Genomic DNA, 26,165 nt, shown 5'->3' with positions numbered 1-26,165 from the left:
CCCTTGGGGCGCCGAAGGCCAACGCGTCCATTCTAACAGCCAGTCAGCCCCTGCCGTCGATCAACCGGGCGCCCGTGCCCAGGCCCTGGGGGGAATCTCCCGCGACGGGCTCAGCGCACGGTGCCCACGTCGGCAGGCGTGCTCGGCGACGTCGGCCACTGGCGGCGGGAAGGGACCAGCGCCCGCAGGACCCGGAAGGCGTGGCGGCGCCTCCAGTCGTCCGGGGAGCGGAACTCGGCGATGAATGCGGCCGTGGACCTGCTGATGGAGCCCATCGCCTCGGCGCTCGCGTCCGGATCCAGGAGCCTGTCGCAATTGAACCAGGCCATGCCCCGGGCGACCCGGATCCCGTAGCTGGTGAAGAGTTCGTCGTCGTGGACGAACACGCGGTCCAGTGAATGGAGCCGACGGCAGTAGCGGGCGGCGATCTCGTCCTGGACCACGTCGATGGACGAGGCCAGCAGATCGTTCATCCGGTGGAAGTCGGCGATGCGGTGGTGGACGTCCGCATGCGTGGCCAGCGCACGGAGCGCCAGCGGCAGGTCGTAGGACATGTGCGCCATCATGGAGAAGAGCACCTCCTCCAGGACATACGAGTGCCGCACGGTCGAAGCGGCGTAGACGTCCCGCCAGGGTCTCGGGACGGTCTCCGGAAGATCGGCGGAGCGGACCTCGCGGCCGGGCCGGGAGCGGGCATCGGGGACGAGCCCCAGCCAGGTGTCGATGGCGTCCATCGCCGTGAAATAGGCCGCGGCGAGGGAGACGGACAGGTCGGCGACCCAATCGGGTGCCGTGAACGACAGGTTGTTCGTGCGCAGGCCGGCGGCGAGGTCCGAGGTCAGCCGGAAGTAGGTGTAGGCGAACACCGCGCGGTGGTCCCGTTGGGCCTCGTACCGCGTGACGCGGACGGCGAGCTCCCCGGCGACTCCGGCGACCCTCTCGGCGGCGGCAGCGGCGGCAGTGTCCCCCGTCATGAGACCCGGCGGGCGTTCTCCGTGGCCTTCGCCCAGTCGCAGACGAGTTCCCCGGCCAGGCTCTGCCGGTCGGTCCCGACCCGGTACGTCGCCGTCCATGGGCTCCCCAGCAGCGGCATGTGGTAGGTGGACCCCATGCCGGACGGCTGGATCTCCGCGGGGTAGGTGAACTTCCGTGTCAGGATCCCCGGCACGGGGCTGAACTGCTCGTTCGCCTCTACGGTGACGCCTCTGCCGTCGGGGGCGAGCAGATAACGCTCCTTCAGCAGGTACAGGGTCACGCCGAACTTGGAGACCCTGACCACGTTGTCGGCCACACCGAAGGCGCCCGCGGACGGGCTGGCGATGATCGTCGACTCCAGCCGGGACGCTCCGGTCAGCCGCTGGGTGAGGGCCATCGCGATGACGAGCGCCCGGTTCCGCAGCCCGATGCCTCGGGTGGTGCGGAGGCGTCGCCACGAGGTGACCCGGAAGGTGAACTCCCCCTGCCAGTCCCCGGCCCCCACGTCGAAGTAGTAGATGTGACTGGGAGCGTCTGAGCGGGACGGCGCGCTGTCGGCATGGTTCGTCACCCTGTGTAGCCTACCGTCGACAGTGTGCACGGAACGTGAGTGCGGGGGCGTGTCTCCCGCCCCGCCCTTCACGGTGACTCGGCCCGGCTGAGGTCGCGGCCGGGACGGTGCCGCGGTCGAGCGGCGTGCTGGTCGGTGGTGGTCTCGATGAGGAGCAGGGCGATGTCGTCGGCCCGGTAGGCAGAGCCGCGGGCGTTGTGCAGGAGCCGGTCGGCGAGTGCGTTCAGGGAGTCGGCACGGGCGTGGGCCAGCGAGGCCCGCAACCGGTCGATCCCCACGTCGATGTCGGCTGAGGGCTCCTCGACCAGGCCGTCGGTGTAGAGGGCGAGGACGGAACCCGGCGGGAGCACGATCAGGGTTTCGGGATAGGCGCTCGTGCGCTCCACGCCGAGGATCGGGCCGACGTCCAGGTCGAGGATGTCGGTGGTCCCGTCGGGGTGGCGCAGCAGGGGTGGCGGGTGGCCGGCGGTGACGGCGTGGGCGTGGTGGCCGTCGGGTTCGAGGTGGATGAAGCAGCAACTGGCGAGCAGGCCGGGGTCGAGGTCGATGAGGGTTCGGTTGGCACCGGCCATCACATCGCCGGGCGTGTGCCCCACGGCCGCGAAGGCTCGTACCGCACTGCGCAGCTGGGCCATGGTGGCCGCGGCGGCGATGCTGTGGCCCTCGACGTCTCCGATGACGAGGCAGACCCCGCTGTCGGTGGGGATGACGTCGTACCAGTCGCCGCCGATGTCCATTCCGCTGGTGCCGGGCAGATAGCGCATGACGGTACGGATGCCCGGGAGTACGGGGAGCCGGTGCGGCAGGAGCGCCTGCTGCAGGCCGCGCGCGAGGGTGAATTCCGAGTCGTAGAGCCTGGCGCGTTCCAGAGCCTGGGCGATCAGCCCGGCGAGTGCGGTCAGGACGCCGCGGTCCCTCTCGGTGAACTGATGGATCTCGTCGAAGCCGAGGATGCAGGTGCCGACGGGGTGACTGGAGGCGATCAGCGGCAGGTACGCCCACGAGCTCACCCCGCCCGTGGGAATGTCCGGATAGCTCCGGGCGAGGTCCTGCTGCGACTCGATGAAGAGCGGAGCGCCGGACGTCAGGGTTTCCGTGCCCGGCAGGTGGGCGTGCAGGGGTACGCCCTCCAGCCAGTCGAGGAAGCCCTTGTCGTGGCCGGTGTGGAAGAGCAGGTGCAACGTGTCGTCGCGTACGACGTAGATGGCGAGCCGCTGGCCTCCGAAGGCCGGCAGGAGCTGGTCGGAGACCACTTCGCAGACTTCCCGGGCGGTGACCGCCTCGGTCAGCGCGCTGCCCAGCTGCAGGACGTGGTACATGACGCCCATGCGTGCCGGTGCGGTGGCGGGTGTTGCCACGGTCGGCGGGGCGGGCGGCGTCTTGTCCGGAGGCGGTTGGCCGACCGGCACGACCCGGCCGGTCACCCCGTCCGGGGCGGGGTGGAGGGAGAAGGCGAGCCACCGGCCGGGCGAGGGGGTGGCGAGGAAGGAGGCCGGCGCCTGGGAGATCATCGCGGACCGGTGCCGGTACTCGATGTCGGGATCGGACAGCCACGGCAGCGCGTCCCAGAGGCAGTGGCCCAGCAGCGTCTCGCCGTGCACGTCCAAGAGGTGCAGGGCGCTGCGGTTGGCGTAGGTGACCTGTCCGTCGGGGGCGAGCGAGAACAGTCCGTCCGACAGACGCTCGATCGCGGCGGCGGCCAGGTGCCCGGCCCGCGCGTCCACGACCGCTCCGGCCAGGGCGCGCGCCCACCCGGCTTCGGCCTCCGGCGTGCGGCCCCACAGCTCGACCGTGCGGTAGCTTCCGCCGCTGCCCGTGCCGGCCCGTACCCGTACGCGCAGACGCCGCGCTATGGGCTGGCCCTCGTCGGTGGCCACCCGCGCGTAGGCCCGGAAAGCGGCGAGATCGCCGGGGTGCAGGCTGGAAGCGAGCGTTTCGGCTCGTCCGTCGAACGTACGGGCGTCAAGCCCGAAGATCGCGCAGCTTTGATCGTCCATGGTCACGGTGTCGGCGGTGAGATCCCAGTCGAACAAGCCGACCCGTACGGCCGACGGCGAGGGAGCCGGAACCTCGACGGGCGCCGTCTCCGGGTCGCATTCCACGGGATCGCCCGTACGTGCCCGCAGGCTGGCGAGGGAGTCGCCGAGCCGTCTGGCGATGGTCCGCACTCGGCGGCGCTCGGCCTTGGAGAGCCCACCCCTGCCGGGGGAGGCCGCCCAGACGATCGCCAGCGTTCCGAAGGCCTCGCCTCCCGCGCTCACCGGCACGGAACAAGAGCCGAAGGCGTACGGCAGAGCCAGTGCGACCTGCGGATACCGGCGCATGGTCTCTTCCGCGTCGGCCAGGTGGACCGTGCGCCCGGCGCTGTACGCCACGGCAACCGGGATGGGGCTGTTGACCGGAATGAGGCGCCAGCCACCGAGCAGGGAGGGCGGCACCCCGCAGGCCGCGGCGAGCACGACCGACCGGCGGTCGCGGGAACGGAGAAAGACACTCCCGGCGTAGGCACTGGTCCGTTCGACGGCTTCGACAGCAGCCGCGGAGAGCAGGTCCTCACGCTCCGCCGTCTCGCCGACCGTCATCCCGGGCATGTTTCCAGTGTGCGCAGAGAATCGCAGGTCAGCCCGGCCGAGGTGGCCACGCAGGGTGGTGCGGCGATCGCACGTCGCACACACCCGCTCTGACCAGGCCTCTTGTGGCGGCGGAGGGTGCGGGCAACGGCAAGGGTGCCGCGCGCAGGAGGTGCGGCTGCACAGGGGCGCGGCCGGTGCCGATGGGTCCGGCGGGCGACGGTCGTGGGCGCCGGTCATGGGCGACCGGCGCCTGCTTGGGTGTGGCGTGCCGCGGCCGGGTTGCCGTCGGCACGCCACACCACACCCGGTGGCCGGCGGCTCACCCTTCCCGCGGGTGGGGGAGCCGCCGGTCTGGGTCAGCCTCGGTGCTGGTGTCCGCGGCGGCCCCAGGACTCGGTGTCGACGACGTTGCCGCGGTTGTCGCGGAGGGTGGCGGTGTCGCGCTCGTCCCAGATCTGGCGGCGGCGGTCCTGGTAGACGTCGTGGCGGCTGTCGCGGCCCTGGCCGGTGTGGACCTTGACGCTGGAGCGTCCGTCGAGGCGGAAGTCGGTGAAGCGGTAGCGGTTGCCGTCTCGGTCGGTGAGGGTGAAGCCGCGCAGGTTGACGCTGTGGCGGCCGGTGTTCTTCACCTCGACCCATTCGCGGTTCAGGGCACGGTTGGAGCGGTCGTCGCGGCCGGGGCTGTCGTACTGGACGTCGCCGATGACGATCGAGGAGTGGGTGCCGCGGTGGTCGCGCCGGTGGTCGTCGTCGGCGGCGGCCGGCAGTGCCGCCGCGCCGATCAGGCCGCCGGCGGCCAGGAGCGCGGCGAGAGCACGGCGGGTGGCGAGAGAAGCAGACATGTGACCCCTTCAACAGACGGCCCGGCCCGGCCTCGTGCAAGCCGGGCGGGCTTCGAACGGTTCCCGGCGTCCTGCCGAGGAGCCACACTCTGGCCCTCAACCGCCCCTGAATACAGCTCATTCGGCGCGTGTTGCCTAATCCGGACATGTCCGTAACTCTCCCTTGTAACGGACAACCGTCAGGGCTGTGTTGACGCGGATGTCGCGACAGTTCGACGCGAGCCGGTGGGCGGCCTGCGCACAGCGCTTCCCGGCAGCGGACCTCACACCTCCGACGCCGGCCCCCGCCCCTGCGCCGAACGGGTTCAAGGCCCTGTAACAGCCGCTTCCCGCATTCCTTCGCCCGCACCTACGGAAACGATTCTGGTGTGCGAGACGTGGGCGGCAGCCGAGGCATGGGCGGCCATCGAGGCGTGGCCGGACGATCCTCAGGGCTGGACGCGTGGGCGGAGCGGCGCGAAAACGCGATGCCGTAGGTCATCGGCCGGAGCGGCGGATCGGGTGTCTCGTGAGCGCCCCGTCCTGGTGCGGCGGCCCGGGCGGGGCGGCTGCTCGACGATGCGTCGGATGTGCCGGCCCGCGCCGGGGTGCCCGCGCCCACGAAGGGGGGTCCCCGCCCACGCAGGGCAGCGTCGTGCGGTCCGCAATTGCTCCGGTGCCGTGCCGACGCAGGCCGCGCGATGCTCGGGCGCGTCTCCCGCGGTCGAGCGGGTCGGCTCGTTCGGATTCGGTGCGGACGGCCCGCCCCGTCGCCCCGGCCGGAGCCGCGAGGGCGCCGGGTGGGCCCGTCCGGCTCTCCGTTCCGGCAGGCTGCGGCGGCCACGCGAGGGCTGCCCGCGACGTAGGCGCGGCCGCGGCCGCATTCCACCCCTGGACGACGGTCATACGAGCCCGGCCTCGATGGGGGCGAGCGTGTCCGCGCCGCCCTGTCAGTGCGTACGCCAGTGGTACTTTCCGCCGCCGACCCACCGGACCTCGCCCGGATTGTCCAAGTCGTGGATCGTGATGCCGGCGGCAGCGGCGGTCAGGACCACGTCCGTCATGGACCTGGCCGTGCCGACGACCTCGCCGTCGATCTCCACAATGCGGAACGGCGGGGCACCGGGCTGTACGGCGAGTACGGTGACCCGCGCCGAGGAGATGTAGGGACTCGCGCTTTCGGTCATGCGGAGATCGCTTCCACGTCGCGGCCCTGCCGTAACCGCGGCCAGCCGGTGGTGTACGCCGCCGCGTGGTGCGGTCGGGGCGCCGGCGGGGCCGTCCCCCGGCATGCCGGTCTCGGCGGTCCGGCTCGCGGTGGCTGACGCCCGCCGGGCGCACGGAGCGTGTGGACAGGGCCGTGCGGCGGATCCGGTGGTCGCCCCGGGGGGGGGGTGTGGTGCTCGTGCCGCACCGCTGCTCGGACCTACGGGGTTGACGATGGTGGTCTGGTCTGTGCCCTGCCCGACGGAGAAGAGGGAGCCGGTGACCTTCACCTTGCCCGCCGACGTTCCGGCAGGCCCGGCGCACCAGCTCAAGGACCGTGAGGGCGGAACGCGTGCCGCGGCCGTGAACCTGTCTTCCGGGCGGCGACGCGCGTTCCGCCATCTGGCGGCGGCGGGCTACTGGTGCGACGACGGCACCCGGCTCCACGGGCCGCCGACATCATGCGCAGGCGCAGACCGCCTGCGCCCCAGGTGAGGAGCCGCTGTGCCGCACTCCGTCATGGCCCTGGCCACGTTTCGGGTAGGCGACTCTCACGCCGACCTGAGCAGCCGAGCTTCCGTCCCGGCCGGTGCCCGGGGCCGCGTCCACCGATCTCCGGGCAAGACGATGCCCCGGGCGCTCGTCCCGGGGCACCGTCGTGCGTGATGAGGACGTGTCAACGTTCGCGGCCCATGACGCGGCGGGCCGCTTCGGCCTCCGCGGCGGGTGGTGACAGTTCATCGAGAGTGTCGAGCTCGTCGTCCGACTCCAGCTCCTGTTCCCAAGCGGCCGCGAGTCGCTCCTGCTCCTCGTCCGGTCTGCTGGTGAAGGCCTCCCGATGGTGCGGTTCCAAAGCCGCGAGGAAACGCCTGACCGCGTCCGTCGGCATGCCGTACTCCTTCTCGCCGTGGGGGAGGGGCGCGGCAGCGACTGCGATGCCGCGCCCGGCCCAGGATGGCGAACACGGGCGGCCCCGGCAGTCCGACACGGCACGTCGCCACCCGAATGCCTGCGCCGGCGCATCGAGGCCCAGGTCCCGCTGATGCGGTGGTCGGCTTGAGGCGCGGCCTGGACCTGCCCCCTGCCGGCGGTCAGCGGACGGCGTGGATCGAACAGGGAGACTCGATGCCCGTACCGACCCGCCGCGCGGCCGTGACCGCCCTCGCGCGTCGGCGTCCGCCACCTGGCCGATAGCCTGGCGATCAAGAGCAGGGCAGGGCCGAAGCGGCCGAGTTCTCAGCGGACATGCACCACCCCACTGTGCCGGCCCGCTGACAGCGGGCCGGCACAGTGGCGACCGGCGCCCACCTGAAGACCGAACATCAGAAAGAGGTCAAGATGACCAACCTCGCCCTCAACCTGGCCCGCACCGCCGCGGCGAACCCCGACCGCATCGCGATCCAGTTGGACGACCTGGCGCTCGACTACCGGTCGCTGGACGAGCGCAGTGCGCGCGTCGCCGGCTGGCTGGCCACCCAGGGCGTCGGGCCCGGCGACCGAGTGGCGATCCTGCTGCCCAACATCCCGCACTTCGCGGTCGCCTACTACGGCATCCTGCGGGCGGGCGCGGTCGCCGTCCCGATGAACCCGTTGCTGAAGTCCGCCGAGATCGGCTACGGCGCCGGCGACTGCGGTGCCCGACTGATCCTGGCCTGGGGGCCGGCGCTGGCCGAGGCCGGTGCCGCGGCGGCGGAGCTGGGCATCGCTTGCGTCGACGTGACCGCGGAGCCCTTCGGCGCCGCCTTGGCCGCCACCGAGCCGCGCACCGGGGTCGTGGACCGGGACGGCGACGACCTCGCCGTGCTGCTCTACACGTCCGGTACCACCGGCCGGCCCAAGGGCGCCCGGCTCACCCACGGCAACCTGGGCAGCAACACCGCGACCGTGGCACGCGTGCTGGAGATGTCGGCTTCGGACACGGTCTTCGGAGGCCTTCCCTTCTTCCACGTGTTCGGCCAGACCTGTGGTCTGAATGCGGCGGTGCTCACGGGCGCCCGCGTCACCCTGCTTCCGCGCTTCGACGCGGCGAAGGCACTCGAGATCCTCTCCCGAGACCACGTCACGGTGATGGAGGGCGTGCCCACCATGTTCCTGGGCCTGCTCGCCGCCGCCGACGCGAACGGCTCGACCGGCCTGACGGGCGACAGCAGCAGCCTGCGGCTGTGCGTGACGGGCGGTTCGGCGATGCCCGTGGAGGTGCTGCACCGATTCGAGTCGACGTTCGGATGTCCGGTCGTCGAGGGCTACGGCCTGTCCGAGACCGCCCCGGTGGTCACGTTCGGTTCGCTCGACGGCCCCCGCAAGCCCGGCTCGATCGGCACCCCGATCGCCGGCGTGCGGGTACGCCTGATCGACGACGAGGCCAAGGACGTCGCCGCAGGCGAAGTCGGCGAGATCGCGGTGCAGGGGCCGAACGTCATGCCCGGCTACTGGAACCGCCCCGAGGCCGACGAGGCCGCGTTCGCCGACGGCTGGTTCCGCACGGGCGACCTGGCGCGACGCGACGAGGACGGCTTCTACTTCATCGTCGACCGCAAGAAGGACCTCGTCATCCGCGGCGGATACAACGTCTACCCGCGCGAGATCGAGGAGGTCTTCTACGAGCACCCGGCCGTCGCCGAAGCCGCCGTCGTGGGAGTCCCGCACGAGGTGCACGGAGAGGAGGTCGCCGCCGTCGTCACGCTGAAGCCGGGTGCCGGGGTCACCGCGGACGAACTGCGTGAGTTCGTGAAGGCCCGCGTGGCCCCGTACAAGTACCCCAGGGTCGTCCAGCTGGTCCCGGGCCTGCCGAAGGGCCCGACGGGCAAGATCCTCAAGCGTGAGATCACGATCGAGAACTGACGGCCGCCGGCACGAGGCCCTGCGATCATGGCAGGGAGAAGGGGACCGGGGGAGTCCCGAGGGCGGCGAGGGCAGGGGGCGGACGTTGTCGAGGTCGATCCGGCGGTGGTCGGTGGCCGGCTGGGCGGTGCTCGTCCTGGCCGGCGGGGCGGCCACGCTGTACCTGGAAGGCTCGGAAAGCACTCCGGCCGGGCAGCCGCGATGGGAGCGCCCGTCCCCACCCGCGCAGGACCCGGTGCCTTGTCCGAGCCTCGGCCCGGGCGCCCCGGACACCCGCCGCAACTGCACCTTCTGGGAACGGGGATAGAACCGATCGGGACTCGCCGGAAGACCTGGGAAGCACGGCGAGGTCGGGACGACCGCACGGAACTGGATCCAGGCCCACCGCGGTGAGGGCGCCGTCCGTGGATCAACCCACGGACGGCGCCCTTCGTGCTGCGCGAACCGGTTCCGGGAACGATCTGGAAGGCCGCCTCGTTCATCCCAGGTCCACCGCTTCACACGACGGAATGGATGAGTACCTTGCCCGATACCTCGTCCACCGCCAGCGTGCTCCCGCTCCCGCTCCCGCTCCCGCTCCCGCTCCCGCACCTGCTCCCGCCGCTCGCCGCCCAGGCAGAACACCTGATCGGGCTCGGGGTGCACGAGCTCGCGGTGATGCCCGCCGACCGGCTGCGCACCTTCGCCGAAGACGCCGACAGCGGGCACGGCGACGTCCTGCTCGCCGTCCACCCGGACCGTGTTCCCGCCTCCGCCCTCGCACCGCTGCTCCGCCACGACGGCAAGCCCGGCTTCGTCGTCACCGACATGCCGGACGTCGACCGCTTCGCCCCCAGCGCCGTCGAGCTGCCCGACACCCCGCTCTACCTCGTCACCGGCCTCGATCGCGGCGACCACATGGCCAACTGGAGCCCGGACGAGGCACTTCCCGCGCTCACCGAGGAGGACCGCACCCCGCTGCTGCTCACGGAGGGCATCCACTGGGTGCTCCAGCAGCCGGCGGTACTGGAGCGCAACCGTTGCTTCATGACCATCGGCTCCCGGCTGCGCAAGGCGAACGGCGCCTTGGACGCCCGCACCCCGGCGATATGGATCAGCAACGGCACCGGGCGGGACGGCCGCGAGCGGCGCAACGCCCCGAAGATCGGCTGGTGCTGGTGGGGCAACCGCCACACCTGGCTGGGCTTCGCCTCCGCCACGGGCCGAGGGCACTAGGTCCGCGGGAGGTGCGGTCCGCCCAGCCCGGCCCAGGTCGGGCGGGGATGGGACGGGCGGGGACGGGACGGGCGAGGTCGCCGGGGGCCGGTCGCGTGCGGTGCCCGGGCTGGGCCGTCGCTTCCGGCTCGCCCGTACGGTCACCGTCTTCGGCCGCTGTTACCCGTGCAGCGCCAGAACGCGCGGACGAGGCGGTTCGCGCCGGCCCTGGCGGTGCCCCCGGTTCGGCCCGCCCGGCTCGTAACCCACTGCCCACCCCAGGCCGGTGGGTCCCCCGCTCGCTGTTCTGACAGACGAGGCCCCGGGACGCAGGTCCCGGGGCCCGGCTGTGTCACTTCGCTGACCGTCAGGCTCAACGACCGGCCGGACGTGGGGTCACGCCCGGTCGGCGTGCCCGTCCGCGTCGCGGTTCGGCGAGCGCGGCACGGCGCGGGCGCGGGCGCCCTCAGAGCGAGGCCGGTGGGGGTGTGAGCGCCGGTGAAGAGGGGGAGGGAGACGAAGAGGGTGCCGTGGGGGCAGAAGACGTACCGCCGCCGTCCACGCACATCAACGACATGAGAACCGGTGCCTGAAGGCCGTTTGCCGGCTTCGGCGGGAAGCCGGCCACGAGCGTCCAGTTGCCCTTTGTGAGGGTGAGCGTCTCGCTTCCCATGTCGGGACCGGTCTGCCAGCCGTGCTCGGAACGGGCTCGCGCGAAGGCCGCCTTCAGGGCGGCGTCCACGGTCTCCGGCGCGTGGCGCCCCGAGAGCCGTTCGGAGCACATGCCCCGAACGTTCGAAGGCTCCCTCTCCACTGTGATGCCCTCCGCCGCCAGTACCGACGTCATCTCCGACACCACCGTGTCGGCAGGCAGCGGCGGACCCGAAAACCGCGGGGGCAGCGGGCCGAGGTCTTGCAGCGGATGGGCGCAGGCCGCCACCGTCACCGTCATCAGCGCCGCCATGACCAGGGACGCCAGGGCTGTGGGCCCATGTCGCCGTCGCACGATGACGTCCTGCCTCTCTGTTCTCTTGTGTCTCTGCACGGCCGACCAGTGTCCCATCCCGCTGATCTTGACGGATCACCGGTCACCGACAGGCCGACTGCTGTCGAACAGGCGTCGCGAACCCTAGGCACCTGGATGTCGGCGGCCTCGGAAGTCCGGCGGGTCACCCGGCGGTGCACCCGATGGCCTAACCCGGCCACGACCGCCTCTGCGTCGTCGGTGACCGTCGGCTGCCGGTCAAGGCGCTCATACTCGGGTGGAGTTGAGTAGCAGCGCTCTGACTTGCGTTCGGGTGAACCGGAACACTGGGGTCATGCGCATACGACTGACGAAACCAGCTCCCCGACTCTCGGTGACTCTGGTGCTGGCCGGAGTGGCGATGGCGGCGTGGGCTGCCTGGCTGGGCTGGGACCAGCACCGTGACGTGCACCCTGACGGTTCGACGACCGGCCCCTACGAGGCGTGGCAGGTGATCGGGCTCGGGCTGACTCTGCTGGCACCGGTGTGCTGGGCCGCCTTCCGGGAGCACGTCCCGGCCGCTGTGTTCGGCACCACCATCGGGCTGACCGTCGCCGCGTATTACGACTGGTCGGACGACTCCAGCGGGCTCTTCGCGATCGGCGTGGGCATGGTCATGATCGGGAGCCTGGTCGTGACCGGCGGCCTTTCGCTCTTGATCGCCTCCTCGAAACGGAAGGCCGGAGACGGCGGGTCCGGGCGCTGACCGCTCGGAGCGGACACGCGGCACCCTCCTCGCGGCGGTGACCCGGCCGGTGCGCGGAGCGTTCAACCTGGCGGCCGAGCCCCCGCTGGACGCCGCCGTGCCGGCCCGCGTGCTCGACGCGCGACACGTGGCGGTGCCGGCGGCCCCGGTGCGGGCCGCGCTCGCCGCGGCATGGCGGATACGCCTCGTACGTGCCTCGCCGGACCTGTTCGACGCCTTGCTGCGCCTGCTCCTGATGGACTCCACCCGGGCCCGCGAGGAACTCTCGTGGGAGCTCGTGCACACGTAGGTGGAGGCCGTCGAGGAGTTCGTGGCCGGACTGCGCTCCGGCGCGGGCATGGACACCGCACCGCTCACCCCCGACCGGGCACCCGCCCGCCGCCGCGCTCCGCTGCTCGGCGGAGCCTGAAAAGGCCGGTGCGCCGCAGGTTTCCCGCAGGCGTGTCCGGGCACGCGCCGGACGACAGGGTCCGACCTGACGAACGACAGGGGGCCGACCCACGGAAGGAGACGGCCATGGACGACCAAGGCGGCGCTGGAGGCGCCCCCCTGCACGGCCACGACGAAGAGCAGCGGCGCCGCGCCCCGCACGTCCCGCGCAAGGGCGACATCAGACCGACGATACGGGAGGCGGAGGACGAGGCGAGTCGCCTGGACCGGCCGGGACAGGCGGACGAGCCGGCCCGGCCGCCCCACCGGAAGGGTCCGGAGTGAGGCATGGTGAGGCAGTGAGGCCCGCACCTGGCAGGGCAGACGCGACGTAGGGGCCGAGACGACCGCACTCCGCGGTTTCTGTGCTGCCGGGTGTGCGCAACACCGTCTCCGGGTTTCGTGAGACTCAGAGCGGCGCCAGGATCATCAGGACCTCGTCGCGATCGTCCCCCGGGGCGAGGCGAAGGGCGCCGGGCCAACGGCCTGTCTCCCGCCAGCCGAGGCGGCCGTAGAAATCCTCCAGCCCGTCGCCACCGCGTGCGGCCAAGCGGAGTTGTTCCAGCCCCATCTCGTCGCGGGCGATCCCGCGAACGTGATGCACGAGGGCAGCCCCGATGCCCCTGCCGCGCAGGCCGGTCCGTGTCTGAACGTGGTGGAGCGTGCCCCAGTGCGCGACGAGCTCGAACGGGTCGCACCGCACGTTCAGCCAGCCTGCGAGGTGGCCGTTGACGGATGCGATGACGAGACGACTCGTGTCAGGGGCAAGGCTCGCGACGAGGGAGTCGACCGCCGGGGCGGCCTGGCGCACGTCGATGGGCGGGAAGGGGAATCCCGCTGCCCCGCCGGCGTTGGTTACCTCGATCCAGCATTCGACGAGGGCTCGCCGCAACTCCGGAGTGACATCACCCGGAGCTGCGACCTGTCGTAAGTCGAGGGGGCCACCGTTCATGCGGATGTTCATGGGGGTGCTCATGGGGGAGATCGTCCCACCCGCTCCGACAGGGCCGGTCATGCCGTACGAGAACCGGCTCTGACGCGGAGCCCGGCTCCGGGAACCAGCCGTGAACCCGCAGCGAGAGGCAGCGTCACGTGCTCCGACCCGGCCGCCGACTGCCCCTGCGACCCCGCACCCACCGGGCGGCGTGCAACAGGGCGGCCAGGACGGCCACCGCGACCAGGGCGAGCGACCAGTTGCGCGGATAGTCCAGCGGCAGCACGGAGGGGTTGTTCGGCGTGCCCGGTCGCAGGAGAACGGGCAGTGCGATCACGGTGAGGGAGCCCGCGACGATCAGCGCACCGCGCACCGTACTGCTCGCGCGGCTCGCGCGGCCGCCGGCCAGGAGCAGCCCGGCGGCCAGGACCAGCGGAGCGACGATACCGTCGTGCAGCGCGACGGCACCGGCCAGCCAGATGGCGACATCGGCGTACTGCCCACCCTCGAACAGGAGCAGCACGCCGTAGCTCAGGAGGACGGCGCCGACCGCACCGGCAGCCGTGCGCATCACAGGACCTCCAGCCGGTGAACCCACTTGGTCTGCAGCACGCCCGGCCGGTTGGGGGCGATGACGCGTGCCGGGAAGCCGTGATCCGGTGACAGCACCTCGCCGCCCAGCCTCAGGGCGAGAAGGGTGAGCCCGTCGCGGGCGTAGGTGGGGCCCATCTCCGTCACCGCGTACCCGCCCTCCCGCTCCATGGAGACCACCCGCAGCCGGGCTTCGGGGGGAGCCCCTGCACGGTCGAGCAGGTCCCGGATCCGTACGCCGCTCCAGTGCGCGGATTTGCTCCAGCCCTCGACGCACGCGATCGGGAGCGTCGCGTCGTACTGCCTCATGCCCCGGAGTTGGTCGAGGGTCAGCTGGTACGGGTGGGGCCCGGCAACAGTGAGCCGCCACTGTGCTGCGGACACCGCGGCGACCCCGGCGGCGACGGCGGTGCGGTTCACCGGAAGGCCCTGCTGTCCGTGGTCGGGGTGCCTGGGGGCCAGCAGGTCGAACCGCTTCAGCGGGGTGAAGGACTGGCCGACCGTCGCGAGGGTGACGGCGCCGGCCGCGGCGGCGACTCCCGCGAGCAGAGCCCGACGATCCGGTCCGTCCTCGCTCGGCAGCGCGAGCGTACCCGTCGACCTGCGGCTCCAATGTGCCTTGATCTCCGGTGCCTTGACGGCCAGGTGCAGCACCATCGCGCCGATGAACACCCAGCCCAGGGCGTAGTGCACCTGGACGAAGGAGAACGGCCACGGATACCACTGCACGGTGTTGAGCAGCCCGGTGAACACCTCCAGGACGGCTGACGCGACGAGCACGGCCACCGAAAGCCGCTCCAGCGCGTGGCGCACCGAACGCACGGCAGGCCACTCGAACAGCCGCGGATAGACCGCCCACAGCTTCGCCAGCAGCAGCGGAAGGGCGGCGATACCGCTCGCCACGTGGAGCCCCTGGGTCAGCCGGTAGCCCCACGAGGGACGGCTTGGCAGGTCTCCGACGAGCCAGCCGGGCGGATGCTGAAGGTAGTGGCTGATCACGCCGGTGACGAAGCACACCGCGACGGCCACGGCCAGCCAGCGGCCGATCGCCGTCGCCGTCCGGGCATCGTGGAGCCGTCCCGAGAACCTCGGTGGATGGACATGCAGTTTCATGCGCCCATGACACCCGCCGAGGAGCCTTCGCGGGGCCGTGAGCGCCTTACGAAACCCTGACGGCACTCGCAGGCGCGGTGGCGAGGGCGCGACGCGCTCGTCGGATCGGCGTCGACGTGGGTGTGCACGGTCGGCGGACGAGCGTTGGCCCCACTGCTGCTGAGCGGTGGAGCCCTCGCTGCGCCCTGCGCCCTCCGCGCTGCGCTCTCCGCGCTCGACGCATGCGCGTGTCCGTGCGGCCCGCTGGTCAGCGCAGTTGGAGCAGGCTCCACACCCCGGCGTGGTCGGACGGCCACAGGCCGGACGGGGTGCGGTCGGCCTGCGCCTCGCCCACACGGTCGCTCGCCCGTGCGGTGACTGCGCCCCGCAGGAGCACGTAGTCGATGCGCTGGGAGAGGCTGGAGGCCGAGTTCCGCAAGTCGGCGGCCTGGCAGCAGGTGAACCCCGGGCTGCGTGCGCGGGTCGCGCTCCACGCATCGGTGAAGCCGGCGGCCAGGAGGTTGGCGTGGCTCTGGGTGGCCGTCCCAGGTGTTGCGCCGACGCCGTCGGCGGCCGAGTTGAGGTCGCCGAGCAGCACGTTGGGGAGGGTGGTGTTCAGCGGACCGGCGAGCAGTTCGCCGGCCTGTGCTTCCTGGACGGCGGGAGCGGCGGGTTCCAGGTGCGTGGTGACCACCCGGGCGGTGTGGCCGCGCACGGTGGCGTCGGCGGCGACCCAGCCGCGTCGGACCTGAAGGGCGGGGCTGGGCGGGCAGCCGAGCACCGGCCGGCAGATGGGCACGAAGTTCTGGAACTGGCCGGTCTGCGCGTTGGCCACGGAGAAGACGTGCGCAGGCAGGTCGGTACGGGCCAGGAGGACGTCGCGGTCGGTGAGGCGGATGTCCTGCAGCCCGCCGGGCGTGGACCGCGGAGCCTCGAAGTCGCTGCCGACGGTGACGGTGGCCACGGCCGCGTAGTGCTTGCCGCGGGCGGAGAGCTTGTCGAGGAGGATCTGCAGGAAGTCGTACTCGACGTGGGTCGCGCTGCCCGGTCCCGCGGGCGTCTGACTGCGCCAGAGCACGGCTTCCTGGAGGCCGACGAGATGGGGGTCGCCTTCGGCGATCTCGTCGGCCAGCGCGTCGGCGCGCTCGGGGAAGTCGGTCGCCTGGACGTTCGCGTACGCCGCGGTCACCGCGGTGACGAGGGCTTGCGGGCCGGTGGCGGCGAGGACGGGCGCGAGGTCGGCACCCAGGTAGAGGTTGCGGGTCAGCACCCGCAAAGGGGCCGGGGCCTCGGCGGCCCGCGCCGCGGTGACCGAACCGGGTGTGAGGAGCAGCAGGGCGCACAGGGCGGAGGTGAACCAACGGCGAGGCATACAGGCGGACCTTTCGGCTGTTCGCCGGACGAAAGCCGGCATCTCCACCGGAATCTAAGGCGGCCGAGGGGATGCGGCGATCCGGATGTGGGCCGGGCAGCCGATGCGCCTCGCCCGCGACATCGCGCGATCCGGCTCGGGGCGGGAGTGCCCCGCTCGCCCGGCACGACGACAGGCGTTACGGGAGCCTCCGAGGTCCGCCACAGCCGGCCGGCCGGCCCCGCTACCCGCCCACGGCGGCCCCTGCAACGTACCTTCGTTCGATCCAGCGAGTGGGGCGTCCCGCGGTGGGTAGGCGCCGACCGGAGGGCTATCGCCATGACCCGCGCAGACTGGCTGCTGACAGCACGTGAACGGGGCAACCCCGCGACCCGCCTGGACGGGCGTCACCCGGACGGGTCGGCCTGGTCCGACGGGAACCGCGTACGGGCCCTGGTCCATGGCGCCGCGTACTTCGCGGAGCTCCTGGCGGGGATCCGCGCGATGCACAAGGGCGACCTGCTCCTGTTCACCGACTGGCGCGGCGACCCCGACGAGCGGCTCGACGGACCCGGCACGGAGATCGGTTCCGTCCTGTGCCGGGCGGCGGAGCGCGGTGTCATCGTCAAGGGGCTGCTGTGGCGCTCGCACCTGGACAGCCTCCAATTCAGCGAAGAGGAGAACCGCCACCTCGGCGAGGAAATCGAGGAGGCCGGCGGCGAGTGCCTGCTCGACCTGAGGGTCCGGCCCGGCGGTTCACACCACCAGAAGATGGTGGTCCTGCGCCACCCAGGCCGCCCCGAGCTGGATGTCGCGTACGTCGGCGGCATCGACCTCTGCCACAACCGCAACGACGACGCCGCCCACCGAGGTGACCGCCAGTCGCTGCCCATGGCTGCCGCATACGGGCCGCACCCGCCGTGGCACGACGTTCAGCTCGCCCTGCGGGGACCCGCCGTCGGTGACGTCGAGGCCGTCTTCCGTGAGCGCTGGCAGGACCCGGCGCCGCTCAGCCGCAGCCCCCTGACCCGCCTGCGGGAGCTGGCGCACCGGGAGGACACCAGCGCGGACACCCTGCCGCCACAGGCCGCCGACCCGGCGCCCCGCGGCACGCACACCGTGCAGGTACTGCGCACGTATCCGAACCGTCTCCTGCACGGATACCCCTACGCACCCGATGGCGAGCGCAGCATCGCACGGGGATATCTCAAAGCGCTGCGGCGGGCCCGGGCAATGGTCTACCTCGAAGACCAGTACCTGTGGTCCCCCCGGGTCGTGGACTGCTTCGCCCAGGCGCTGAGCGCGCACCGACAGCTGCGACTGATCGGCATCATTCCCATGGTCCCGGAGCAGGACGGCCGGCTCACCCTGCCGATGAACCTGATCGGGCGGATCACGGCCCTGGACGAACTGCGCCGCGCGGGCGGCGACCGCGTGGCGGTGTACGCCCTGGAGAACCCCGCCGGAACCCCCGTCTACGTGCACGCCAAGGTGTGCGTGATCGACGACGTGTGGGCCTCCGTCGGCTCCGACAACATCAACCTCCGTTCATGGACGCACGATTCGGAGCTCAGCTGCGTGGCGCTCGACCAGAGGCCGGACCTGCGGGAGCCGTCCGACCCGGGAGGCCTCGGTGACGGCGCTCGCGCCTTCGCACGCGAGCTGCGCCTGGAGCTCATGCGCGAGCACCTGGACGCACAGGACGGGACGGGGCAGGGGGCGCAGGACGTGCTGTGCGACCCGGTGACCGCGTTCGACGCCTTCGGCGAGGCCGCCGCCGCCCTGGACGCCTGGCATCAGGGCGGCGGCCGCGGCCCGCGGCCGCCGGGCCGTCTGCGGCGCTACGCACCGCCCGATCTGTCCACGGCGAAGCGGCTGCTCGCGACTCCGCTGCACCACGTCCTGGTCGACCCGGACGGACGTCCGCTGGGATTGCGGCGCCGCAACGCGTTCTGAGAGGGCGGGAGCACGCGGGCATCCGCTGCGGAGCCGAACGATGATCCCGGCGCGGCCGTGCGCCACGCCGGGCTCCGGGGGTCCCTGACCCGGCAGCGGCGGACCGGGAAGCTCTGCGTCGACGGCCGTGGCTGCGGCTGCGGCTGCGGCGCTCGGGACCGGCGGGGGCGGTTCAGGCCCGGGCCAGGTGCCTGGGCAGCGGCCTGGGCCGCTGCCCAGGCACCGATGACGGACGCAGGTCCTTCATGTCCTGGTGGGGTTCATCGTGGGAGCCCCTCGTGGCCGCCGCTCTCTGCGCGGTGTCAGGCGACGCGGAGGATGCTCTTGCCGTGGGTCGTGCCCTCGGCGAGGTGTTGCACGGCCACGGCCAGGTCTTCGAGGGCGTACTCGGTGGTGATGTCCGTGCGGACCTTGCCGTCCGCGACGAGGGAGAGTACGCGGCGGGCACTGTCGGCGAGCCGTTCGGGATGGGTCTGGCCGAGCAGGTTGCTGTTGTAGGTCAGGAGCGACTTGCCGTGCATGAGGAGGTCGTTGGTACTGGCCAGGACCGGATCGTGCGTGGCGAGGTTGCCGTATGCCACCAGGCGGCCGTGTGCCGCGAGCTGCTCGATGCCGGCGGTGCGTGTCGAGCCCCCGACCGGGTCGAGGATCACGTCGGGCTTCTCGTCGCCGAGCCCGGCCGGGAACTCCCTGCGGAGCAGGAGCTGGTCGTAGCCGAACTGTGCCGCGTACTCGGCCCGGGTGGCAGTGCCGACCACACCGACGATCCGGCCGGCTCCGGCCAGTCGGGCGAACTGGGCGGCGAGCGTGCCGACCGAGCCGGCGGCGGCGTGGATCAGTACGCTCTCGCCGGGCCGCACCCGCGCGGCGGTGTTGATCAGGTCGTAGGCGGTCGGTGCGCCCCACCCGAGTCCTGCGGCCGTCCGCAGCGGCATGTCACCGATTCCCCACGTGAGTACGGCGGGCGCCAGGGCCACCTCGGCATAGGCGCCCGCCGTGGTCAGCGCGGTGACGGGTTCGCCGACACGGCTTGCGTCGATGCCCTCGCCGACCGCGACGATGTGGCCGGAGGCCTCGAAGCCGGGGACGAAGGGACGCGGTACGGGGAAGTGGCCGTCCCGGACCATGGTGTCTCCCCACTGGATCCCGGCGTAGGCCACACGGATCGCCACCTGGCCGGGGCCGGGGACGGGCTCATCGAGTTCGGCGACGCGGTAGTGGTCATCGGCATCGAGAACGACAGCCTTCATGGTCACGGCCCCCTGTGTTGTTCCAGTCTCAGTATCCTTACAGTCGAGACGGTAGATGTATAAGGTTCATGAGTCAACCCATGAACCTGTTAATGGAGTGGGAGTGCGCGGTGGAAGCCCCGATCGAGAACGACCTCTGCACCCGGATCAGGCGGTCGGAGCAGGCGCTGATGGCGCACCACGAGGGAGTGCTGCGCGTCTACGGGCTGACCATGACGCAGTACACCGTGCTGTTGATCCTGGCGCGCGAGGGCGGCCTGTCCGGCGCCCAACTGGCCCGGTCCTGCGGCGTCACGCAGCAGAGCATGAGCAGCGTGCTGGCCAACATGGAGACCAAGGAACTCATCCGCCGCGAGACGTCGCCCGTGCACGCCAAGGTGCAGATCGCCAGCCTCACCGGGGCGGGCCAGGCGCTGCTGGACCGCGCCTACCAGGAGGTGGTCATCCTGGAGCGCGCGCTCACCGACGCGTTCACGCCCTCCGAACACGCCGCACTCTGCGAACTTCTGGAACGTGCCACCACCGTCTTGGTCCAGCAGACGCGTCACGCGACGGCCCCGCCCGCCGGCTGAGCCCGCGGCCGTCAAGCGCGCGGGGGCCCAGGTCCGCGTACCCGCTCCGCGATGGAACCGATCGTCCCGCCCGCGATGGCTGACCGCTGGGCCGGCTCGCGCGGTGCGCCGCTGGGCTTCGGCGAAACAGGCAGCGGGACACCTGGTGCGTCGACAGAGCAGAGTGGTGGGGCCGTACCTTGTGACCGCGGTCGAAAGACGCGGCCCCACCACCGTCGGCTTGGCGGCCGTGGCCGTCAGGCGAGCGCCGTTGCCAGCAGCTCGGCAGTCCTGGCCACCAGCAGGTTGTCCGCCGCGGCGTCGCGCTGATCCTTGGTCGTCAGGACGGCCATGACGATGGGCGCACTCTGCGGGGGCCAGGTGATGCCCGCGTCGTTGTTCGTCCCGTACTTCCCGCTACCGGTTTTGTCCGCCAGGGTCCAGTCCGCCGGCAGGCCGGCCCTGAAGCGGTCCGTGCTGGTCGTGTTGGCCAGCAGCCAGCCCGTCAGAAGCTCCCGGTCCGGGGGTGTGAGTGCGTCGCCGAGCGCAAGGCGCTGGTAGGTCCGGCCGATGGCGCGCGGGCTGGTGGTGTCCGTCAGGCGGTCGGGCTCCGCGGAGTTCAGTTCAGGCTCCCAGCGGTCGAGCCGAGTGGTTCCGTCTCCCACTGACCGACAGAAACGAGTGACCGCACGGGGGCCGCCCAGTTCACGCAGCAGAAGATTTCCGGCGGCGTTGTCGCTCCGGCAGATCGTGGCGGCGCAGAGCTGGCTGACGGTCATTCCGTTGGCCAGATTCTCGGGCAGCCCGGTGACCGGCCCGTATCCGGAATCGGTCACTTCCTGCTCCGTGTAGTGGATGCGCTTGGCGAGGAACTCTCCGTGCCGGTCGAGGTCGCGCAGAACGGCGGCCACTGCGAGGGTTTTGAACACGGAACACATCGGGAAGCGTTCATCAGCCCGGTACAGGACCGTCCGGCCGCTGGCCGTGCTCCGTGCGAACACCCCCAGCCGGGCGGAGTGCTCCCGTTCGAGAGCACGGAGCCGCTCGACGGTCTTCTCCCGCCCGGAGCCGGCTGCGAACGCCGTGCCGCTGAGGGGCACCCCCGCCAGCGCCGCGCCGACTCCGGCGGTCAGCACGGTGCGGCGGGTTGGACGGGCTCCTGTGGTTTCCATGATCGGGTCTCCGCTTCTGCTGTGGTCCATGTGAGAGGTAGGACGCCTTCAGGCGCCCCACCAGTTCGCTTTCCTATCGTTTGGCGTGATGTGAGCGCATGAGGAGCGGCTCCGACCTGGCCGCGATGTCCTGTCCACGTCCTGGCCCAGAGGAGGGCGAGGCCGTCTGCCACGGTGCGGGGGATCAGATGTCCGCGCAGGTGGAACCCGGTCTGGTGGGGCCGCTTCGCCGCAGACCCCTGCGGAACCGGGTCAGGCTCCGACCTGAGCGATCACGCCGTACCGGCGCAGGCGGGGGATTGGTCCAGGGCATCGGCGTAGTCGGGTGGCGTCCGGTTTGTGGTCGAGCGAGGCCGACTGCGACGAGATCGAGGCGGTTCGCGGGAACGCCATCCCGTGGGAGGCGGCGGCGTCCCGCCACAGTGTGGAAGCGCCGCCCACTCTCCCTCCCGACCCTTGCCTCATCTATCGAAACTCGATAGATTCCCATCGTAACTCGATGGAAGGCTGGGTCATGGGAAAGCTGACAGTAGGTGCGCTGCGCGCCGTGCTCGTGGTGGTGCTCGCCGGCACCGTGTTCGTACAGGCATTGATGGTGTGGGCGTTGGCCACCGACCCGGAGGACGGGTCGCTCCCGCTGACCCCGCTGCGCGTGATCACGATCCTGGGCATGGTGTCGGCCCAGGTCGCCCTGGTCTGCGTATGGCGGCTCGTGACGATGGTGCGACGCGGAACCGTGTTCTCGCACGCCGCCTTCCGGTACGTGGACGGTGTGATCGGCGCGATCGTGGCGGCTTCCCTCGTGTGGTTCGCGGTCACGGCCATCAACGCGCCGGGCCAGCGGGACGACCCGGGCGTCACCGTCATCATGGGCGGGGTCGGCGTGGCCATCCTGGGGGTCGCGCTCATCGTGCTCGTGCTGCGGATGCTGCTCGCCCAGGCCGTCGCGCGCGACGGCGAAGCGGCGCAGATGCAGGCCGAGCTGGACGAGGTGATCTGATGCCGATCGCCGTCGACATCGATGTGATGCTGGCCAGGCGGAAGATGTCCGTGGGCGAGCTCGCGGACCGGGTGGGGATCACGCCCGCCAACCTGGCGGTACTCAAGAACGGCCGCGCCAAGGCGGTGCGCTTCGCGACGCTCGCCGCGCTCTGCGAGGTGCTCGAGTGCCAGCCGGGCGACCTGCTGCGCTGGGAGGTCGAGGACGCCGCGGGCGGATGACGCCCTGGGGAGCGACCGGCTCCTCCGTCCGGGCGAAGGTTGCGTGAAGCGGACGACCGTAACGTGCAGTTGAGGCCGTAGCCAGTCCCGCGTACCGTTGACGACAAGGGCAATTCAGTCCAGCTTGAGCTGTCGGCGTTTCAGCAACTTACGAGTTGGTGCGTCATGACGATTTGGGCCGATTTGGGTTTTACTCAGAGCCCGTACGACACTAAATCCCTTCCTCCGACGGCCATCGGAGAAAGACTGCTGGTGGGGCGAGAGGCGCATATACGACGCCTGGTGAATCGGCTGGCGTCGACTTCGAGTCACGTGACGGTCGAAGGTGAGTCTGGGGTTGGGAAGACCAGCCTGATCACCATCGCGAATTACCGCATGAAGAGAAATAGCGACAAGGCCAGGAGTCCAGTCCTCCTCCCCATTGAAAAACCTTTCCAGATCACAACCAGGGAAGGCGTGAAACTGCTTGAGGCTGCAGTTTATCGCGCGATCGCGGAAGCGTTCATACGGTACCGGGACGAACTCCAGGCATGGGGCTACGACGCACCTAAAGTGGCAGACGTAAACAAATGGATGAATTCGCCTATCATAAAATCGATCGCGGCCGGCGTCTCTGCTGTCGGGTTTAGTGTGAACGCGTCCAGGAGTGAATCCGTGAACGCCTCGAGCGCATTCGCGGAATCTGGTCTCGCCCATACGGTTCGAACGTGGATGAGTGAGTGCTTCGATCCTCCGGGCTGCGGGTACTTTGTGTGCGTACTGGACAACCTGGAGCTTCTCGTCAGCTCGACTTCTGCACGGCAGGCGCTCGAAGAGATTCGCGATACGATCCTCGCCGAGCCGGGCTTGAGATGGGTGATCTGCGGGGCGCGAGGAGTAGTCCGCACGGCGGCGGCCTCACCGCGCCTTCAGGGCCGCCTGTGCCACCCTCTCGCGGTTGAGCCTTTGTCCATGGACGATGCGATCAACGCACTGGAGGCTCGGATCGGCGAGTTTTCGACGGGTGGTGCACCCCCGGTCGGCCCCATCGGTTTCCAATACCTCTACGAGGTTCTGAAGTGCAATCTCAGGAACACCCTCCAGAAGTGCGAGGATTTTAGCTTCTGGCTGCATGATGAAGAGATCCTGGGTGTGGGGGAGATGGAACATGTTGCGCTTCTGCAATCCTGGCTGACTCTGCTTTCGGATGAATATGCAAACAACCCCAATATCTCTTCGGACGGCTGGAGGCTCCTGGACGACATGGTTGACAATGAGGGATCCTGTGATTTTGAGGATTACGAGCTCTTCAATTTCCCCAGTGTCGATAAGATGAAGCGATGTGCCGCCGAACTTGAGCGGCAGAATTTGGTCGAGATGTCGCCTGGTGATACGGGGATGGATTCAGTCGTTGTTGCCCCGAATGGATGGCTTGCCCGATTTTCGAGGTCTGGTTACCAGATTCCGCGCACCTGACCGGAATCTGCTCCGGCCCTCACGCGCAGCAGCTGTCATCGGTTCGCCCCCCTGCGACCGCACGGCACGTCAGCGGCCCGCAAGGGCCTTCCTCCCTCAACACGCCTTTGATGACGGGGCGTTGAGGAATGAGTAACTGGGTCCGCTGCTACCGTGGACCGATGTCATCGATCAAGCAGTTCCAAGTCACTTTCGACTGCGCAGAACCTGAGCGTGTCGCTCGTTTTTGGTGCGAGGTGCTGGGGTATGTCGTACCGCCGCCACCCGAGGGGTTTGCTACGTGGGACGATTTCAATCGCTCGCTGCCGCCTGAGCGTCAGGGTGCGGCGTTTGTCTGCATGGACCCCTCGGGTGTGGGCCCGCGCATGTATTTCCAGCGCGTTCCCGAAGGCAAGGTCGCCAAGAATCGGCTGCATCTCGACGTGCGGGTCGGCACCGGGCTCGTGGGTGAAGAGCGCCTCGCCACACTCGAGGCCGAGTGCGCACGACTGGTCGCGCTCGGTGCGGTGCGCGAGAGGCTGCTGATTGCCGATGGTGTCAATGAGTCGTGCATCGTCATGCAGGACATCGAGGGCAACGAGTTCTGTCTCGACTGAGCATCCTCCGAGACGGCGGGGTCGTGGAGTCGGGCGGTGCCGAGTGGCGCGGCGTGCGCGCCGTCGCCCTTCAGGCGGCTGCGGTTGTCCGCCACGGCCCGGCCGGTGGCGGCGACCAGGCGGGTGTCGGCGTCGATGACGACCTGACGGTTTGTCGAGCAGCGATGGTTCTTCGACTGTGCGGCGATGGAGCGGTTCCGGGTGGGGGCCAGGGTGCCGTCCACGATCGGCACGGTGCCCGGGCGGGAATCAGCGGCGGGTACGGAGGGCAGGCGGAGCGCCGACGCGCTGGAACATGCGGTCGGCAGCTGCCTTGGACGCTTCGAAGGGCGGCGCTGCGCTCACTCCTGCGAGCCAGGAGCCCGGTACTGGACTTGCCCGGCTCTGCGCAGGGCATCCAGCGTTTCGTCGACGCTCAGGAGGACCGTCGTCTCGAACGAGCTGAGCGCGCCGCCGCCACCGATCGCCAGCGCAACCGCAGCCATGGAGACGTTGTCCGGAGCCTCCCACAGGTTGTAGCCGTCGTGGGAGCCGAAGGCGTACCAGAAGCCGTGGAGCTTCCCGCCGACGGACTCGATGTACGACTGCGCGGCCTTGGCGCGGTCCTCGGGATGGTTGATCAGCCTCGCCCACGTCTCCGGCGTGTAGCTGAACCTCGACAGATAGAGCGGCATCGTGTCTCCCTTTCGTTTCAGCGAGTGATGCCCGCGCCGTGCGGCAAAATCGCCGGATGGCTCTCGGGTACCCCCGAACAGCCGCGGACGGCGACCGCCAGCGGCTCACCCGGTGACGGGTTCGCGTGACGGCCGGACCCCCCCGGGCCGCCCGTACCCCACCCGCGAGTCCGGGGACGACGGACCCGGAAACCCGGCGCAGGTCGGCCACCTCCCGCCGGGTGAGGACGGCTTGCCGGACGACGCCTTCGACAGGGTGACGTGACCAGCGGGTGGCTGGAACACGAGGTCCCCGCCACCCGCTACGCCGTCGACACAGCCGCCCGGCTGTCGGTCAACCCCGGGGCCGACGGAGGTCGGCCGGGTCGCCGGGGTGGGCCGCGGCGGCGTCGTGAAGTCTTGGCGGGCTGCCGCTATTCCGGCTGCGTCACCGTCAGGGACCAACGGATGTCCTGTGCCGACGTGTCGACCACGATCGTGAAGTCCCCCGGCCGCACGACACCCGCGTTCATGCTCGCCGAGCCGACCCCGGCGCTGCCCACCGGGCAGTCCACGTCGAACGCGGCCACCTCCGACCCCTTCGAATCCATCGTCACCTTCAGACTGCCGCCTCCCTCACAGGCCACCGTGAGGACGGTCGGCAGACCCTCCCAGGCTCCGCCGGAGGCGACGCCGCCGTCACCCCGGAACTCCTCCACCCACACCAGCCCGTCGGGCCCGGGGTGCGGGAGCATCCCCCCGTCCGCGGCAGCGGCGGGCACGGCACTCCCCAGGCAGGCCGCGCCGAGGGCTCCCAGCATCGCCACGGCCGCGGTCTTCTTCGCACGCATCACGTCTGCTCCTTGATGAACCGTCATGGAGTAGACAGTGTCTATCGAGTGGGGGCCGTGGGGCCGGGGTAGGGGGCGCAAGGTGGCGGCGCCCGGGGGGGGGGGGGCGGGGGGGGCCGCCCCGCCCGGGCCCCCCCACGGGCCGCGCGGGG

General features: G+C 70.8%; 26 protein-coding genes. 11 read left to right on the top strand and 15 right to left on the bottom strand.

Annotated elements, in window-relative coordinates:
- Positions 1–110: 110 nt before the first annotated feature.
- The 6 genes from ACFCZ1_RS05140 to ACFCZ1_RS05115 form a co-directional block, all read right to left on the bottom strand.
- On the bottom strand, positions 111–974 hold the full coding sequence (locus ACFCZ1_RS05140) for a DUF5995 family protein (RefSeq protein WP_376676980.1): 864 nt from the start codon (positions 972–974) through the stop codon (positions 111–113).
- Positions 971–1,546, bottom strand: coding sequence for a hypothetical protein (locus ACFCZ1_RS05135; protein WP_376676979.1), 576 nt, complete (start codon positions 1,544–1,546; stop codon positions 971–973). The genes ACFCZ1_RS05140 and ACFCZ1_RS05135 overlap by 4 nt, the downstream gene beginning before the upstream one ends.
- A 68-nt stretch (positions 1,547–1,614) precedes the next feature.
- The gene (locus ACFCZ1_RS05130; protein WP_376676978.1) at positions 1,615–4,137 is read right to left on the bottom strand and encodes a SpoIIE family protein phosphatase; all 2,523 of its coding nucleotides are present in this window, start codon (positions 4,135–4,137) and stop codon (positions 1,615–1,617) included.
- Positions 4,138–4,475: 338 nt separating this feature from the next.
- Positions 4,476–4,961 carry a lamin tail domain-containing protein gene (locus tag ACFCZ1_RS05125; RefSeq protein WP_376676977.1) on the bottom strand — a complete coding sequence of 162 codons (486 nt, stop codon included), beginning with the start codon at positions 4,959–4,961 and terminating at the stop codon, positions 4,476–4,478.
- Positions 4,962–5,890: 929 nt separating this feature from the next.
- The gene (locus ACFCZ1_RS05120; RefSeq protein WP_376676976.1) at positions 5,891–6,127 is read right to left on the bottom strand and encodes a hypothetical protein; all 237 of its coding nucleotides are present in this window, start codon (positions 6,125–6,127) and stop codon (positions 5,891–5,893) included.
- Positions 6,128–6,822: 695 nt separating this feature from the next.
- Positions 6,823–7,035 carry a hypothetical protein gene (locus tag ACFCZ1_RS05115; RefSeq protein WP_376676975.1) on the bottom strand — a complete coding sequence of 71 codons (213 nt, stop codon included), beginning with the start codon at positions 7,033–7,035 and terminating at the stop codon, positions 6,823–6,825.
- 449 nt (positions 7,036–7,484) lie between these two features.
- On the opposite strand from ACFCZ1_RS05115, the gene ACFCZ1_RS05110 reads away from it, so the two are divergent.
- Positions 7,485–8,987, top strand: coding sequence for a long-chain fatty acid--CoA ligase (locus ACFCZ1_RS05110; protein WP_376676974.1), 1,503 nt, complete (start codon positions 7,485–7,487; stop codon positions 8,985–8,987).
- 522 nt (positions 8,988–9,509) lie between these two features.
- Positions 9,510–10,202 carry a DUF5701 family protein gene (locus ACFCZ1_RS05105; protein ID WP_376677104.1) on the top strand — a complete coding sequence of 231 codons (693 nt, stop codon included), beginning with the start codon at positions 9,510–9,512 and terminating at the stop codon, positions 10,200–10,202.
- A 445-nt stretch (positions 10,203–10,647) separates the two neighbouring features.
- Here ACFCZ1_RS05105 and ACFCZ1_RS05100 read toward each other — a convergent pair whose 3' ends face one another.
- On the bottom strand, positions 10,648–11,145 hold the full coding sequence (locus tag ACFCZ1_RS05100; RefSeq protein WP_376676973.1) for a hypothetical protein: 498 nt from the start codon (positions 11,143–11,145) through the stop codon (positions 10,648–10,650).
- A gap of 355 nt (positions 11,146–11,500) precedes the next feature.
- Here ACFCZ1_RS05100 and ACFCZ1_RS05095 point away from each other — a divergent pair, with 355 nt between their 5' ends.
- The 3 genes from ACFCZ1_RS05095 (at position 11,501) to ACFCZ1_RS05085 (ending at position 12,625) form a co-directional block, all read left to right on the top strand.
- Entirely contained in the window at positions 11,501–11,911 is a 411-nt protein-coding gene (locus ACFCZ1_RS05095) for a hypothetical protein (RefSeq protein ID WP_376676972.1), read from the top strand.
- Between the two features lie 37 nt (positions 11,912–11,948).
- A complete protein-coding gene (locus ACFCZ1_RS05090) occupies positions 11,949–12,200 on the top strand; it encodes a hypothetical protein (RefSeq protein WP_376676971.1) in 252 nt (83 codons plus the stop codon).
- Between the two features lie 227 nt (positions 12,201–12,427).
- Positions 12,428–12,625, top strand: coding sequence for a hypothetical protein (locus ACFCZ1_RS05085; RefSeq protein WP_376676970.1), 198 nt, complete (start codon positions 12,428–12,430; stop codon positions 12,623–12,625).
- A gap of 124 nt (positions 12,626–12,749) precedes the next feature.
- On the opposite strand, the gene ACFCZ1_RS05080 is transcribed toward ACFCZ1_RS05085, so the two are convergent.
- The 4 genes from ACFCZ1_RS05080 to ACFCZ1_RS05065 form a co-directional block, all read right to left on the bottom strand.
- The gene (locus ACFCZ1_RS05080; protein ID WP_376677103.1) at positions 12,750–13,292 is read right to left on the bottom strand and encodes a GNAT family N-acetyltransferase; all 543 of its coding nucleotides are present in this window, start codon (positions 13,290–13,292) and stop codon (positions 12,750–12,752) included.
- Between the two features lie 136 nt (positions 13,293–13,428).
- Entirely contained in the window at positions 13,429–13,845 is a 417-nt protein-coding gene (locus tag ACFCZ1_RS05075; protein ID WP_376676969.1) for a hypothetical protein, read from the bottom strand.
- Entirely contained in the window at positions 13,845–14,978 is a 1,134-nt protein-coding gene (locus ACFCZ1_RS05070; RefSeq protein WP_376676968.1) for a molybdopterin-dependent oxidoreductase, read from the bottom strand. The genes ACFCZ1_RS05075 and ACFCZ1_RS05070 overlap by 1 nt, the downstream gene beginning before the upstream one ends.
- Positions 14,979–15,225: 247 nt before the next feature.
- The gene (locus tag ACFCZ1_RS05065; RefSeq protein WP_376676967.1) at positions 15,226–16,329 is read right to left on the bottom strand and encodes an endonuclease/exonuclease/phosphatase family protein; all 1,104 of its coding nucleotides are present in this window, start codon (positions 16,327–16,329) and stop codon (positions 15,226–15,228) included.
- 318 nt (positions 16,330–16,647) lie between these two features.
- Here ACFCZ1_RS05065 and ACFCZ1_RS05060 point away from each other — a divergent pair, with 318 nt between their 5' ends.
- Positions 16,648–18,264 carry a phospholipase D family protein gene (locus ACFCZ1_RS05060; RefSeq protein WP_376676966.1) on the top strand — a complete coding sequence of 539 codons (1,617 nt, stop codon included), beginning with the start codon at positions 16,648–16,650 and terminating at the stop codon, positions 18,262–18,264.
- Between the two features lie 302 nt (positions 18,265–18,566).
- Here ACFCZ1_RS05060 and ACFCZ1_RS05055 read toward each other — a convergent pair whose 3' ends face one another.
- Positions 18,567–19,514, bottom strand: coding sequence for a zinc-binding alcohol dehydrogenase family protein (locus ACFCZ1_RS05055; RefSeq protein ID WP_376676965.1), 948 nt, complete (start codon positions 19,512–19,514; stop codon positions 18,567–18,569).
- Positions 19,515–19,594: 80 nt separating this feature from the next.
- Here ACFCZ1_RS05055 and ACFCZ1_RS05050 point away from each other — a divergent pair, with 80 nt between their 5' ends.
- The gene (locus tag ACFCZ1_RS05050) at positions 19,595–20,086 is read left to right on the top strand and encodes a MarR family winged helix-turn-helix transcriptional regulator (protein ID WP_376676964.1); all 492 of its coding nucleotides are present in this window, start codon (positions 19,595–19,597) and stop codon (positions 20,084–20,086) included.
- A gap of 236 nt (positions 20,087–20,322) precedes the next feature.
- On the opposite strand, the gene bla is transcribed toward ACFCZ1_RS05050, so the two are convergent.
- A complete protein-coding gene (bla, locus tag ACFCZ1_RS05045) occupies positions 20,323–21,237 on the bottom strand; it encodes a class A beta-lactamase (RefSeq protein WP_376676963.1) in 915 nt (304 codons plus the stop codon).
- Between the two features lie 514 nt (positions 21,238–21,751).
- Here bla and ACFCZ1_RS05040 point away from each other — a divergent pair.
- From ACFCZ1_RS05040 to ACFCZ1_RS05025, 4 genes are all read left to right on the top strand, one after another.
- Positions 21,752–22,237 carry a DUF2975 domain-containing protein gene (locus ACFCZ1_RS05040; RefSeq protein ID WP_376676962.1) on the top strand — a complete coding sequence of 162 codons (486 nt, stop codon included), beginning with the start codon at positions 21,752–21,754 and terminating at the stop codon, positions 22,235–22,237.
- Positions 22,237–22,458, top strand: a complete 222-nt coding sequence (locus ACFCZ1_RS05035; protein ID WP_376676961.1) for a helix-turn-helix domain-containing protein — start codon at positions 22,237–22,239, stop codon at positions 22,456–22,458. The genes ACFCZ1_RS05040 and ACFCZ1_RS05035 overlap by 1 nt, the downstream gene beginning before the upstream one ends.
- Before the next feature lie 165 nt (positions 22,459–22,623).
- Complete coding sequence (locus tag ACFCZ1_RS05030) at positions 22,624–23,913, top strand: hypothetical protein (RefSeq protein ID WP_376676960.1); 1,290 nt, start codon at positions 22,624–22,626, stop codon at positions 23,911–23,913.
- Between the two features lie 161 nt (positions 23,914–24,074).
- Positions 24,075–24,509, top strand: a complete 435-nt coding sequence (locus tag ACFCZ1_RS05025) for a VOC family protein (protein WP_376676959.1) — start codon at positions 24,075–24,077, stop codon at positions 24,507–24,509.
- Between the two features lie 341 nt (positions 24,510–24,850).
- On the opposite strand, the gene ACFCZ1_RS05020 is transcribed toward ACFCZ1_RS05025, so the two are convergent.
- Both ACFCZ1_RS05020 and ACFCZ1_RS05015 read right to left on the bottom strand, forming a co-directional pair.
- The gene (locus ACFCZ1_RS05020) at positions 24,851–25,183 is read right to left on the bottom strand and encodes a GYD domain-containing protein (RefSeq protein ID WP_376676958.1); all 333 of its coding nucleotides are present in this window, start codon (positions 25,181–25,183) and stop codon (positions 24,851–24,853) included.
- Positions 25,184–25,596: 413 nt separating this feature from the next.
- Positions 25,597–26,013, bottom strand: coding sequence for a hypothetical protein (locus ACFCZ1_RS05015; protein ID WP_376676957.1), 417 nt, complete (start codon positions 26,011–26,013; stop codon positions 25,597–25,599).
- Between the last annotated feature and the right edge of the window lie 152 nt (positions 26,014–26,165).

Origin of the sequence: Streptomyces sp. NPDC056224 (assembly GCF_042267665.1) — a bacterium.
GTDB lineage: Bacteria > Actinomycetota > Actinomycetes > Streptomycetales > Streptomycetaceae > Streptomyces.
This window is presented reverse-complemented; position numbering and strand designations above follow the sequence as displayed.